The following is a 12,768-nucleotide window of genomic DNA, read 5'->3' as shown; positions in this document are numbered from 1 at the left end:
TATGAAACCCGCGCGCTGATAAGCAGTCTCGATCAGCCAATTGCGTTGGACGATAAAGAGATACGGTGATCGGCCGATAGCTTCCGGCGATTGCCGGGCGGCCCCGGTGCGCCGCGGTCCAGGATGAACCCGAAATTGTTTCCGTGAAATTCGCAGCCCAATTCTTCAGGAGTTGCCGGTGAGTTCGGATCAGGCCGCGGTGGCGCAAGTGACCCCGGTACAGCTGGCGGTCGTGGAGAGCATCGCCCCGCATATGCGCCACAATCCCTATGACAGTTACGAGACGCTGCGCGACGCGGGACCTTTCGTCCCGGGACCGCACGAGACCCAACTGGTCACCCGGCACGCCGAAGCCCAGACGATCCTGCTGGATCCGCGCTGGAGCCACGCCGAGGAACCCGAACTGCTGCACGGGGACAGCGATGTCGAACTGCCCGGCTCATTCCTGTGGATGGAGCCGCCGGACCACACCCGCCTGCGCGGCCTGGTCGGCAAGGCGTTCACCGCGCGCACCATCACCGGATTGCGCGATCGCGCCGAACAATTGGTGAGCGACCTGCTCGATGGCGTGCTCGCCGCCGGGGAGGTGGATCTGCTGGAGGCGCTGGCGTATCCGGTGCCGCTCACCCTGATCTGCGAACTGCTCGGCGTACCCGCCGAGGCGCATGAACACGTACGGCAGATGTCGGCGGGTATCGCGCGCGGGCTGGATCCGGATCTGCTGCTCAGCCCGCAGGAGCTGGCCGCGCGCACCGCGGCGGTGCACGAATTCACCGAATTCTTCGGCGATCTGGTCGAACAGCGCCGCCGCGCCCCGCGCGCGGATCTGATCACCGCACTGGTGCAGGCCGAGGAGGCCGGGGTGCGGCTCACACACACCGAACTGATCGGGACACTGCTCATTCTCGTGGTCGCCGGGCACGAGACGTCGGTGAATCTCATCGGCAACGGCGCACTGGCGCTCATTCGCAATCCCGGCGAGTTCGCGCGGTTGCGCGAACATCCCGACCTGGCCGGCGCGGCGGTCGACGAGGTGCTGCGCTACGACCCGCCCGTACACCTGACCACCCGCACCGCCCGCGCCGAAATCATGGTCGCCGGAAGGACATTCACGCCCGGTGACGCCGTGATCGTGCTGCTCGGCTCGGCCAATCGCGATCCGGCGGCCTTTCCCGAACCCACCGTCTTCGATATCGGCCGCTACGGGCCGGGCCGCCGCACCGAACGGCACCTGTCCTTCGGGCTCGGCCTGCACTACTGCCTGGGAGCGCCGCTGGCCCGCCTGGAGATGCGAGAGGTGCTGCACGCCTTCGCCCTTCGCGTCGGCAACCTGACCCTGCTCGAGGAACCCCCGTACCGGCCCAATGTGGTGGTGCGCGGCATGTCCGAACTTCGCGTCCGTGTGGAGGGCAAATGAGTACCGCTGTTCCCGAGATCACCTTCGACGCCTTCGAACCGAGTGAACGCGCCGATCCGTACCCGGCCTACCGGCGCGTGCGCGATGCGGCCGCGTTGTTCCCGTACGCGTTCGGCGATGTACCGGTCACGCTGATCACCCGATACGAGGAATGCTCGGCGGTGCTCACCGGTGCGGACTGGGGACACGGATACTCCGCGGGTATCAGCCCGTTTCGGGACAGTAGTGCCGCCATCCCCGGTTCGTTCGTACGCATGGATCCGCCCGAGCACGCTCGCTATCGCAAGTTGGTGGCCAAGGCGTTCACCCCGCGCATGGTCGGCGAACTCGCGCCGGTCGCGGGAGGGGTGGTGGACGAGCTCGTCGAAAAGGCTGTCCAGCGTGGCGAACTCGACATTCTCGAGGATCTGGCGGTACCGCTGGCCGTGGCCATGATCCCGGTGCGGTTGCTCGGTGCGGACCCGGCCGATGGGGCGCGCTTCCGGGAATGGCAGTTGGCCATCGCTCGCGGCAGTGATCCGGACTCGCTGCTCGGGGAGGCCGATGTGACCGCGCGTGGTGCGGCGGCGATCGGTTGTATGGGGTACTTCGCGGAGCTGATCGCCCGCAAGAAGCGCACTCCCACACCGGATCTGCTCAGCGAATTGGTCGCCGCCAGCGTCGAGGGCGACAAGCTCACCGAGCCCGAGGTGATCGGCATGTCGTTGCTGCTGCTGGTGGCGGGGATGGAGACCTCCATCAACCTCATCGGCAACGGCATGCTCGCCCTGCTGCGCCATCCCGAACAGCTGGCGCTACTGCGCGAACGCCCCGAGCTGATCGGGCCCGCCCTCGACGAGATGCTGCGCTATGACGCGCCCACCCAGTTCACCATTCGCGTCGCGCTCGCCGATACCGTCGTCGGCGGCCGCGAATTCAAGCGCGGGGACGGGGTGGTCGTGCTCACCGCGTCGGCGAGCCGCGATGATCGGGTCTTCCCGGACGCCGACGTCTTCGATATCACCCGCTACGCCGGAAACCGCACCGCGCGAAAGCATCTCGGATTCAGCCTCGGCATCCACTACTGTGTGGGCGCACCCTTGGCGCGCATCGAGGCCGAGGCCGCTGTGCGCACGCTCCTGGACCGCGCGCCGGAACTGCGGATCGCGACCGACACCGTCGAATATCGTCCCAGCCTGATTCATCGGGGCGTGCTGGCGCTGCCGGTGACGATGTGATGGGCGGGCGGCACGCGGTCGTCCTGGGCGCGGGCATCGCGGGGCTGCTCACCGCGCGGGTGCTCTCGGAATCCTTTGCGCGCGTGACGATTCTGGATCGCGACCGGGCCGACGGCGCGCATGTGCGGCGCGGCGTACCACAGGGGCGGCATCTACACGGGCTGCTGGACACCGGCCGCGCCGTCTTCGAGGAGCTGTTCCCCGGATGCACCGAGGAGCTGGTGCGACGGGGTGCGACGGCCGCCGAGGTGTTGGTGCGGACCCGCTGGTATGTGGGCGGTGCGCGATTGGCCCCCACCCCGACGGGCCTCACCTCGGTGATCGCGAGCCGCCCGCTGCTGGAGGACGTGCTGCGCGAGCGCACCCGCATGATCCCGAATGTTTCTCTGCGCGAGGGTATTACCGTGCACGGTCTGGTCGGTGACGTCGATCGGGTGACCGGTGTGACCGTCGCCGGGGAAGGCCCCGTCGAGAGCTTCGCCGCGGATCTGGTGGTGGACGCCACCGGCCGTGGTTCCCGAATCGAGTACTGGCTCAGCGATATCGGTGCGAAGGTACCCGAATGCGAGCGGCTCGAGGTCGATCTGGGCTACGCCTCCCGGCTGTTCCGGTATCGGGAGGGGCAGCTGGGCGGGGACGCGTCGGTGATCATCTCGACCGGGCCGAACGGGCACGGCGGGGGTGCGGTGCGGATCGAGGGCGATCGCTGGCTGATCACCCTCGCGGGCATGCTCGGTGATCATCCGCCCACCGATCCGGCCGGATTCCGGGAGTACGCCGCCACCCTCGCGGCGCCCGATATCCACGGGATCATCACCGATTCCGAACCATTGGATGATCCGGTGCCCTACCGATTCCGATCCTCGGTGCGGCGGCGCTTCGATCGCCTGGCCGCGATGCCCGCCGGCTTGCTGGTGGTCGGGGACGCGCTGTGCGCGTTCAATCCGCTGTACGCCCAGGGGATGACGGTTGCCGCGTTGCAGGCCATCGCGTTGCGCGAATGCCTGTACGCGGGCGGTCTGCCGGATGAGCTGGCCGCACGGTTCCACACCGCGTCCGCCGATGCGGTGAACACCGCGTGGCGACTCGCCGCCACCTCCGATCTGAGCAATCCGGGTGTCACCGGAACCCGCGATCTGCGCACCCGGCTCACCAATGTGTATGTGGCGCAGGCGCATCGTGCCGCACATCATGATCCGGTGGTCGCTCGGACGTTCATGCGCGTCGCGCACCTGGTCGAACCTCCCACCGCACTGACACATCCGCTCACCGCCGGTCGGATCATGCTGCGCGGCAACAGTTCCGCGCGCACCTGAGCAGATCCATCCGTCCACCCGTCCCCGCGGCAGCGTTGCCGCCGAAGTCACCGCACCGCGAATAACAGGAGGAAACGTATGGCCGCGCCACACGTGAACACCGCTGTCGCAGACCAGGATCCGGCCATTCTCACGGCAATGGCACAGCTCCTGGGTCCGGACGGCCGTTCCGACCCGTACACCCCGGCGCGCGTACTGCGCGAGGCCGGGCCGATCCACCTCACCCCGATCGGACATCATCTGCTCACCCGGTACGAGGACTGCGCCGCGGTGCTCTCCACTACCGCGTGGAGCCATGCCGAAGAGGCCGGGATGATGCATCCGACCGTCTCGCCGGAGAACGCCGCCGAGGAGCTGCCCACCTCGTTCCTGTGGATGGAGCCGCCGGACCACACCCGGCTGCGCAATCTGGTCACCAAGGGCTTCACCCCGCGCATGGTCACCCGGCTGCGTCCGCGCATCGAGGAGCTCACCGAACAGCTCGTCGACACCGCCTTGGCGGCAGGGGAATTCGACCTGGTGGAGCTGATCGCGTACCCGCTGCCGCTCATCATCGCCTGCGAGCTCATCGGCGTGCCGAAGGAGGCGTACGGGCAGGTGCACCAGTGGTCGCAGGATCTGGCGCGCGGCTTCGACCACGATTACACCCTGCCCGAGGAGTCGCTGAAGGCACGCAGCGCGGCCTCGCGCGGCTTCATGGGCTACTTCCGGGAACTGCTCAACGAGCGCCGCGCCGACCCGACCGATGACCTGCTCAGCGTGCTGTCGCTGGTCGAGGATCGCGGTGATGTGCTGACCGAGCAGGAGTTGCTCGCCACCTGCATCACCACCTTCGTCGCCGGACATGAGACCACCGCGAATCTGATCGGCACCGGCATGCTGCGGCTGCTGCGCAATCCCGAGCAACTCGACCTCATGCGCGCGCGGCCCGAACTCATCGCCGCCGCGCCCGATGAACTGCTGCGACTGGAGCCGTCGGTCCAGATCACCACCCGCGCCGCGACCCGGCCGATCACCGTGGCCGGGCATGACTTCGAACCGGGCGAAGGCGTTGTGGTGCTGATCAATTCGGCCAATCACGATCCGGCCGCCTTCCCGGATCCGGACCGCACCGACGTCACCCGCTACTCCGATCCGATGAACCCGGCCAAGAAGCACCTCGGGTTCAGCCTCGGCATCCATTACTGCCTCGGCGCGCCGCTGGCACTGCTCGAGATGGAGATCCTGATCGAGGTGCTGCTGCGCAAAGTCGGTGCCATGGAACTGCTTTCGGAGAATCCGCCGTTCAAGCCGAATGTCGTCATCCGGGGCCTGGAGTCGCTCCGGGTCGGGTTCAAGCCCGCCTAACCTGCGTCATGTAAAATATTCTTTACATCAAGTCTGGTTTTCTTTACTCTGAGCGCATGCCGTTCGAAGAGAAGCGCACCCGGATCCTCGGGGTCGCGGCCGTCGTCTCGTACACGATCTACCTGATCGTCGTGCTGACACGGGCGCGGCCCCACGGTCTTTCGCAGGTGGGGTATATCTCGCCGCTGCTGTGGGCGGTCGGGGGCTCGATCCTGGTGTCGATCGTGGCGACCATCGCCGTCGCCATCGCCGCGCGCGACGATCGCAAGGATCAGCGCGATCGTGAGATCGACCGAATGGGGACGCTGGTCGGCAATGCGTTCGTGGTGCTCGGCGCGGTCGGCGCACTGGTGCTCACCATGGCCGACGCCGAACGTTTCTGGATCGCCAATGTCATCTACCTGGGCTTCACCCTCTCGGCCGCGGTCGGCGCCAGCGCCAAGATCATCGCCTACCGGCGGGGGTACTGGCCGTGGTGAAGTCGACTCGGGTGACCAATAACATTCGCGCCCTGCGCTTTTCGAACGGTGAGATGACCCAGGCCGACCTGGCCGACCGGATCGGCGTCACCCGCCAAACCGTCAATGCCATTGAACAGGGCAAATATTCGCCATCCTTGGAGATGGCATTCCAGATCGCCAGGGTGTTCGGCGCGGCCCTGGACGATGTATTCGAATACCCGGAAGAAGAAGCATGATGAAGGCCATCACCCAGCACGCATACGGCACCACCGCGATGCTCTCCTACGACGAGATCCCCACGCCCGCACCGGGTCCGACGGAGGTGATGATCCGCGTGCACGCCGCGGGCGTCGACCCCAGCGTCTGGCACACCATGACCGGACGGCCATTGATCGCCCGCGCCGCCCTCGGCCTGCGCCGGCCCAAGGAACATATTCGCGGCTGGGATGTCTCGGGTGTGGTCGAGGCCGTCGGCGCGCAGGTCACCCGATTCAAGCGCGGCGATGAGGTCTTCGGCACCACCGGTGGTTCGTTCGCCGAATTCGCCTGCGCGGCAGAGGAGAAGTTCCAGCCCAAACCCGCGACCCTGAACTTCCTCCAGGCAGCCACCCTGCCGATCTCAGGCATGACCGCACTGACCGGACTGCGCGAGGTGGGCCGAGTGCAATCGGGCTGGAAGGTCCTGATCATCGGCGCGAGCGGCGGAGTCGGCCACCTGGCTGTTCAGCTCGCCCATCACCTGGGCGCACACGTGACCGGCGTATGCAGCGGGGCTTCGGCGGAGTTCGTCACCTCGCTCGGCGCGGATCGGGTTATCGACTACAAGAGTGAAGCCCTCACCGGCACTTACGATTACATCCTCGACATGGCAGGCAACCGCCCCCTTGCCGCCCTCCGCGCCCTCCTCACCCCCACCGGCACCTTGGTCATCGGCGGCGGCGAAGGCGGCGGCCCCTGGTTCGGCGGCCTCGGCCGCACCGCCCGCGCCCAACTCACCTCCCCCTTCGTGAAACACCGCCTGGCCGGACTGCTTTCGCTGCCGAAGCCCGAACTGCTCAGGGATGTAGTCGAACTGGCATCGGTCGGTGCCTGGGCACCCCGAATCGACCGCACCTTCACCCTCCCGGACGCACCCGCCGCCATCGACTACCTGGTCACCGGCCACCCCAAAGGCAAGATCGCCCTCACCATCGGTTAAGCGGCCAGGTCCAGAAAGCTCGCATAGCTGTACCAAGGTCCGTCGATATGCCGGTAGCGATCTCCGGCGCGCGCATTCGGAAGCGGCTGCGGCGGATCACCCTTCGGCACATAAGCGAACCCGTCGATCCCGAGCCCCGATCCCACCAGACTGAACGAACACCCCTGCGGAATAGCGGTAACCCGGTCGATCCGATACACCCCGAACCGCCGACTCCCCTCGAAATCCGTACAGGTCGCCGCGGCACTCTCCAGGCTCGGCCGAGACAACGCCCAACCGACACGCTGCGGCACTCCGGTAACGAGCAGCACCGCCGAGAGCGCGAACAATACCGGCGCGAGCACCGAAACCCGCCACACCCCATAGGCATTCACTCCGGCAACGGCCACCGCGAGCCATATGCCACCGGTGATGACCAGCGCCCAACCCCCGAGCAGCAGCGCGCCCAACTGATCCCCGCGCGAGGCGTACTCCCACAGCACCCACAGACAGCACGCAGCCACCATCGCGGTAACGGTCACCATGGAGACCGTCCAGAGCGGCGGAATGCGCTGCGGCACAGCCGGGGGATAGACACTCACCAACCCATCCTGCCCGATTCCGAAGTCGGCTCCCACATCGGCGGATACGCGAAACCCCCGATCGACTGTGCCGATCGGGGGTTTCGTTCACTCAGCCGAGCGAACTCAGCAGAACTTCTGTGCCTTCGCCTCGCGGCGACGGCGGTGCAGGATGGGCTCGGTGTAGCCGTTGGGCTGTTTGGTGCCTTCGAGCACGAGTTCCTTGGCCGCCTGAAAGGCGATGGAGGCGTCGAAGTTGGGGGACATGGCGTGGTAGGTGGAGTCGCCGGCGTTCTGGCGGTCCACGATCGGGGCCATGCGCTCCAGGCTGGCGAGCACATCCTTTTCGGTGACGATGCCGTGGCGCAGCCAGTTGGTCATGAGCTGGCTCGAGATGCGCAGGGTGGCACGGTCTTCCATGAGGCCGACGTCCTTGATGTCGGGGACCTTGGAGCAGCCGACGCCCTGATCGATCCAGCGCACCACGTAGCCGAGCATGCCCTGGGAGTTGTTGTCCAACTCCTGCTGGATCTCCTCGGCGGTCCAGTTGGTGTCCTGGGCGAGGGGGATCTCGAGGATCTCGTCGACGGTGGCGCGGGGGCCGCCCTTGGCGATCTCGGCTTGGCGCTTGAACACGTCCACCAGGTGGTAGTGGGTGGCGTGCAGGGTGGCGGCGGTGGGCGAGGGGACCCAGGCGGTGTTGGCGCCGGCCTTGGGGTGGCCGATCTTCTGCTCCAGCATGTCGGCCATCAGATCGGGCATGGCCCACATGCCCTTGCCGATCTGCGCCTTGCCGGGCAGACCCGCGGCGATGCCGGTGTCGACATTCCAGTCCTCATAGGACTTGATCCACTGCTGGGCCTTCATCTCGGCCTTGCGGACCATCGGCCCGGCCTCCATGGAGGTGTGGATCTCGTCGCCGGTGCGGTCCAGGAAGCCGGTGTTGATGAAGACCACGCGGTCCTTGGCGGCATTGATGGACGCCTTGAGGTTCACCGTGGTGCGGCGCTCCTCGTCCATGATGCCGACCTTGAGGGTGTTGCGCGGGACGTCAACGACATCCTCGACGGCCGCGAACAGGTCGTTGGTGAAGGCGACCTCGTCGGGACCGTGCATCTTCGGCTTCACGATGTAGACCGAACCGGTGCGGGTGTTCTTCAATGCGGTGTCGCCATTGAGGGCGTGCTTGGCGATCAGCGAGGTGAACAGACCGTCGAGAATGCCCTCGGGGACCTCGTTGCCGTCCTTGTCCAGGATGGCGTCCGAGGTCATCAGGTGACCCACATTGCGCACGAACAGCAGCGAACGACCGTGCAGCACAAGCTCACTGCCGTCGAGCGCGGTGTAGACGCGGTCCGGGTTCATGGTGCGGGTGAAGGTCTTGCCGCCCTTGGCGACGTTCTCGGAGAGATCGCCCTTCATCAGGCCCAGCCAGTTGTGGTAGCCGAGCACCTTGTCTTCGGCGTCCACGGCCGCGACCGAGTCCTCGAAGTCCATGATGGTGGTGATCGCGGACTCCAGCACGACGTCCTTGATACCGGCGTCGTCGGTGGACCCGACCGGGGATTCGCGATCGAACTGGATCTCGATGTGCAGACCGTTGTGCTTGAACAGCAGCGAGGTGGGGTCCTCGGGGGTGCCGAGGTAGCCGACCAGCGCGTCACCGTCGGCCAGGCCGATATCGGTGCCGTCCTCGAGGGTCACCTCGAGCTCGCCGTCCACGATCGCGTACTTGCTGGTGCCCAGGTGCGATCCGGTGATCAGCGGCAGCGCGTCGTCGAGGAAGTTGCGGGCCCACTCGATGACCTTGTCACCGCGAACCTTGTTGTAGCCCTTACCCTTTTCCGCGCCATTGGCCTCGGAGATGGCATCGGTGCCGTACAGCGCGTCATACAGCGAGCCCCAACGGGCGTTCGCGGCATTGATGGCGAAGCGGGCGTTCATCACCGGAACCACGAGCTGCGGGCCCGCGGTGGTGGCGATTTCGGCGTCCACGTTCTCGGTCCCGATCTGGAAATCGGCCGGTTCGGGACGCAGGTAGCCGATCTCGGTGAGGAACTGCTTGTAGGCAGCCTTGTCGTAGCCGGCGCCGGGGTTGGCGCGGTGCCACTCGTCGATCTTGGCCTGGATGTCGTCGCGTTCTGCCAGCAGAGCACGGTTACGGGGAGCGAGGTCGTTGATCACGGCCTCGGCGCCCGACCAGAACGCGGCGGAGTCTACGCCGGTACCGGGAAGAGCCTCGTTCTCCACGAAATCGTGAAGCACGCGCGCGACCTGGAGTCCGCCGACCTGAATCCGCTCTGTCATCTACTGCCTCGTTTCGAGATAGCCGGGGGGCTGTTGATGTTTGGAAAAAAGTACGCCCGTCATGTTACTCGCGGGTATGAGTGCCCGGTTCGCGGTACCGGTGTTTCGGGGTCCCGGGGCGGGTCTTGATTGTATCGGGCGGTACATTTAATGTACTGGGCGGAACATTTACCGATTCGGCGGACGAAGGCGTCATATATGGGAAACACGTTGTCCGGCAAGGTCGTTGTGGTCACCGGCGGCAGTCGCGGGCTCGGCCGTGAGATGGTGCTGGCCTTCGCCGAAGCCGGGGCCGACGTGGTGATCGCCAGTCGCAAGCTCGAATCATGTGACGCACTCGCCACCGTGGTGCGGGAGGAATACGGGCGACTGGCGCTGGCCGTGGCCTGCAATGTGGGGGACTGGGCGCAGTGCGAAGGGCTCGTGGACGCCGCGTACGCCGAATTCGGGCGGGTCGATGTGCTCGTCAACAACGCGGGCATGTCACTGCTGTACCCGAGTCTGGATCAGGTATCCGAGGCGATGTTCGACAAGGTGATCGCCACCAATCTGAAGGGGCCGTTCCGGTTGTCGGCATTGATCGGGGCGCGGATGGCGGCCGCCGGGTCCGGGTCGATCATCAATATCTCCTCCATCGAAGCCGCCAAGCCGGAGCCCTTGGCCGTGCCGTATGCCGCCGCCAAGGCCGGGCTCGAGGCGCTGTCGGGGGGCCTCGCGCAGACCTACGGCCCGGCGGTGCGGGTCAACACCATTCGCTGCGGGGCATTCGATACCGATATCGCGAAGGCGTGGCCGGATGAGATGCGCGACTATCTGGCACAGCACAATGCGCTCGGCCGCATCGGCGTACCGGGCGATATCGTCGGCGCGGCACTGTTCTTCGCCTCGGATGCCTCCGCGTTCTGTACCGGGGCGACACTTCAGTTGGACGGTGGCTGGCGATGACCGAGACGCCCGCGCGGCGGCGCGGCAGACCGCCCGCCTCGGAGTCCAATCCGGGGGAGACCCGTGAGCGGATCGTGCGCGCGGCCCTGGAGTTGTTCGCCGAGAAGGGGTTTCACGCCACCAGCGTCGGCGAGATCGGCGATCGGGCCGGGATCCAACGCGGTGCGCTGTACTACCACATCGGATCCAAGGAGGAACTGCTCTTTCAGATCCGGCGCAACTACACCCAGCTGATGCTCGACGCGGCCGCGCGGATCGCCGAGAGTTCCGATCCGCCGATGGACAAGCTGCGCGCCCTGATTCGCAGTCATGTGCGGCTGATTCTGGAACACCGGCACGAGGTCACCATCGCCCTGCGCGATGCCGGGGCGCTGACCGGTGAACGCGCACTCGACCTACAGGAACTGCGCGACGGCATTCAGCGCGGTTGGCAGCGGGTATTCGATGAAGGCTATGCGGCATCGGTCTTGCGCACCGCCGACCATATCGTCACCAACAGCGTGGTGGCCATGCTGAATATGGTCAGCGCCTGGTACCACCCCGAGGGCGCGCGAACGCCCGACGAGATCGCGGACATTCTCACCACCACCATTCTCGGCGGTGTTGCCACACCTGCCGGAAACACACTGAAAGGCTGACCATGGCTTGGGATTTCGACACCGATCCGGAGTACCAGCAGAAACTGGACTGGGTCGCGGAGTTCGTGCGCACCGAGGTGGAACCCCTGGATCTGCTCTACCCGGAGCCGTACGACCGCGAGAACCCGGAGATCCGGGCGCTCATGAAACCCTTGCAGGAGAAGGTCAAAGAGCAGGGACTGTGGGCCTGCCACCTCGGGCCGGAGCTCGGCGGTCCCGGCTACGGTCAGGTGAAACTGGCGCTGCTCAATGAGGTTATCGGCACCTCGAAGTGGGCTCCCCTCGTATTCGGTTGTCAGGCACCCGATTCCGGCAATGCCGAGATCCTCGCGCACTTCGGTACACCCGAGCAGCAGGCGAAGTACCTGCAGCCGCTGCTCGACGGCGAGATCGGCTCCTGCTACGTCATGACCGAGCCCACCGGCGGCTCCGATCCGACCTCGTTCCAGACTCTCGCTGTGCGCGATGGCGATTCGTGGGTCATCAATGGCGAGAAGTGGTTCAACTCGGCGGCCGAATTCGCCAGCTTCCATATCGTCATGGTCGTCACCGATCCCGAGGCGGAACCGCATAAGCGCCTGTCCATGTTCATCGTGCCCGCGGATACCCCGGGGCTGGAGATCGTGCGCAACTTCACGGTTCCCGGATTCAGTGAGAACGAGGGGCACCTGCGCTTCACCGATGTGCGCGTGCCCGCCGACGCCCTGCTCGGTGCGGAGGGGCTCGGATTCATCGTCGCGCAGACCCGGCTCGGCGGCGGCCGGGTGCATCACGCCATGCGCACGGTCGCCATGGTGCGCAAGGCCTTCGACATGATGTGCGAGCGCGCGGTTTCGCGGCCCATGCGCAAGGGAGTGCTCGGCGGCCTGCAGATGACACAGGAGAAGATCGCCGAATCCTGGATCGAGATGGAGCAGTTCCGGCTGCTCGTCCTGCGCACCGCCTGGCGTATCGACAAGGAGCAGGACTATCGCAAGGTGCGGCACGATATCGCCGCCATCAAGGTGGCAATGCCGAAGGTCATGCATGACATCGCCCAGCGCGCCATGCATCTGCACGGTGCGATCGGTGTCAGCACCGATCTGCCGTTCGTCGACATGATGAATTACGCGCAGGTCATGGCCATCGCCGACGGACCCACCGAGGTGCACAAGATCACCCTGGCCAAGGAGGTCCTCAAGACCTACCTGCCCGGAGATCCGGTGTACCCCAGCGGTTTCCGGCCCGCACTGCGCGAACAGGCGCGGGAACTGGTCGCCCGGCGGCTGGAACACACGGTCGGCAATCTCTGAACCAGTCGCCAGGCGGTGCGCCAACCGCACAGCCGCGGTGCACAAGATCACTCTGGCCGAGTACTGACCA

The 12,768-nt window shown here is 66.1% G+C and carries 12 protein-coding genes; 10 read left to right on the top strand and 2 right to left on the bottom strand.

Annotation, left to right across the window (positions count from 1 at the left end; translation table 11 throughout):
* Positions 1 to 178 precede the first annotated feature (178 nt).
* The 7 genes from OHB26_RS33395 (at position 179) to OHB26_RS33365 (ending at position 6,956) form a co-directional block, all read left to right on the top strand.
* Positions 179 to 1,417, top strand: coding sequence for a cytochrome P450 (locus OHB26_RS33395; protein ID WP_330181234.1), 1,239 nt, complete (start codon positions 179 to 181; stop codon positions 1,415 to 1,417).
* Positions 1,414 to 2,634 carry a cytochrome P450 gene (locus OHB26_RS33390; RefSeq protein ID WP_330181233.1) on the top strand — a complete coding sequence of 407 codons (1,221 nt, stop codon included), beginning with the start codon at positions 1,414 to 1,416 and terminating at the stop codon, positions 2,632 to 2,634. The genes OHB26_RS33395 and OHB26_RS33390 overlap by 4 nt, the downstream gene beginning before the upstream one ends.
* Positions 2,634 to 3,950, top strand: coding sequence for an NAD(P)/FAD-dependent oxidoreductase (locus OHB26_RS33385; RefSeq protein ID WP_330181232.1), 1,317 nt, complete (start codon positions 2,634 to 2,636; stop codon positions 3,948 to 3,950). The genes OHB26_RS33390 and OHB26_RS33385 overlap by 1 nt, the downstream gene beginning before the upstream one ends.
* Positions 3,951 to 4,028: 78 nt before the next feature.
* Entirely contained in the window at positions 4,029 to 5,297 is a 1,269-nt protein-coding gene (locus tag OHB26_RS33380; protein WP_330181231.1) for a cytochrome P450, read from the top strand.
* Positions 5,298 to 5,353: 56 nt separating this feature from the next.
* Positions 5,354 to 5,776, top strand: coding sequence for a hypothetical protein (locus OHB26_RS33375; RefSeq protein ID WP_330181230.1), 423 nt, complete (start codon positions 5,354 to 5,356; stop codon positions 5,774 to 5,776).
* An 11-nt stretch (positions 5,777 to 5,787) separates the two neighbouring features.
* The gene (locus OHB26_RS33370) at positions 5,788 to 5,994 is read left to right on the top strand and encodes a helix-turn-helix transcriptional regulator (protein ID WP_330181229.1); all 207 of its coding nucleotides are present in this window, start codon (positions 5,788 to 5,790) and stop codon (positions 5,992 to 5,994) included.
* Positions 5,991 to 6,956: an NAD(P)-dependent alcohol dehydrogenase gene (locus OHB26_RS33365; protein ID WP_330181228.1), complete on the top strand. Its 966-nt coding sequence runs from the start codon at positions 5,991 to 5,993 to the stop codon at positions 6,954 to 6,956. The genes OHB26_RS33370 and OHB26_RS33365 overlap by 4 nt, the downstream gene beginning before the upstream one ends.
* Here OHB26_RS33365 and OHB26_RS33360 read toward each other — a convergent pair.
* Both OHB26_RS33360 and OHB26_RS33355 read right to left on the bottom strand, forming a co-directional pair.
* Positions 6,953 to 7,537, bottom strand: a complete 585-nt coding sequence (locus OHB26_RS33360) for a hypothetical protein (protein ID WP_330181227.1) — start codon at positions 7,535 to 7,537, stop codon at positions 6,953 to 6,955. The two genes, OHB26_RS33365 and OHB26_RS33360, sit on opposite strands and share 4 nt — an antisense overlap.
* 105 nt (positions 7,538 to 7,642) lie before the next feature.
* Entirely contained in the window at positions 7,643 to 9,823 is a 2,181-nt protein-coding gene (locus OHB26_RS33355; RefSeq protein WP_330181226.1) for a malate synthase G, read from the bottom strand.
* Between the two features lie 198 nt (positions 9,824 to 10,021).
* On the opposite strand from OHB26_RS33355, the gene OHB26_RS33350 reads away from it, so the two are divergent.
* From OHB26_RS33350 to OHB26_RS33340, 3 genes are read left to right on the top strand one after another with little or no spacing between them, the layout of a single operon-like run.
* Positions 10,022 to 10,768 (top strand): SDR family NAD(P)-dependent oxidoreductase, encoded by a 747-nt coding sequence (locus OHB26_RS33350; protein WP_330181225.1) that lies wholly within the window; start codon positions 10,022 to 10,024, stop codon positions 10,766 to 10,768.
* Positions 10,765 to 11,406 (top strand): TetR/AcrR family transcriptional regulator, encoded by a 642-nt coding sequence (locus OHB26_RS33345; RefSeq protein ID WP_330181224.1) that lies wholly within the window; start codon positions 10,765 to 10,767, stop codon positions 11,404 to 11,406. Before OHB26_RS33350 ends, OHB26_RS33345 begins: the two co-directional genes overlap by 4 nt.
* A 2-nt stretch (positions 11,407 to 11,408) precedes the next feature.
* A complete protein-coding gene (locus tag OHB26_RS33340) occupies positions 11,409 to 12,698 on the top strand; it encodes an acyl-CoA dehydrogenase family protein (protein WP_330181223.1) in 1,290 nt (429 codons plus the stop codon).
* The last annotated feature ends 70 nt before the right edge of the window (positions 12,699 to 12,768 follow it).

This window comes from Nocardia sp. NBC_01503 (assembly GCF_036327755.1).
Taxonomy (GTDB): Bacteria; Actinomycetota; Actinomycetes; order Mycobacteriales; family Mycobacteriaceae; genus Nocardia.
Note: the sequence above shows the minus strand (reverse complement) of the source record. Positions and strands in the feature narration are given on the sequence as shown.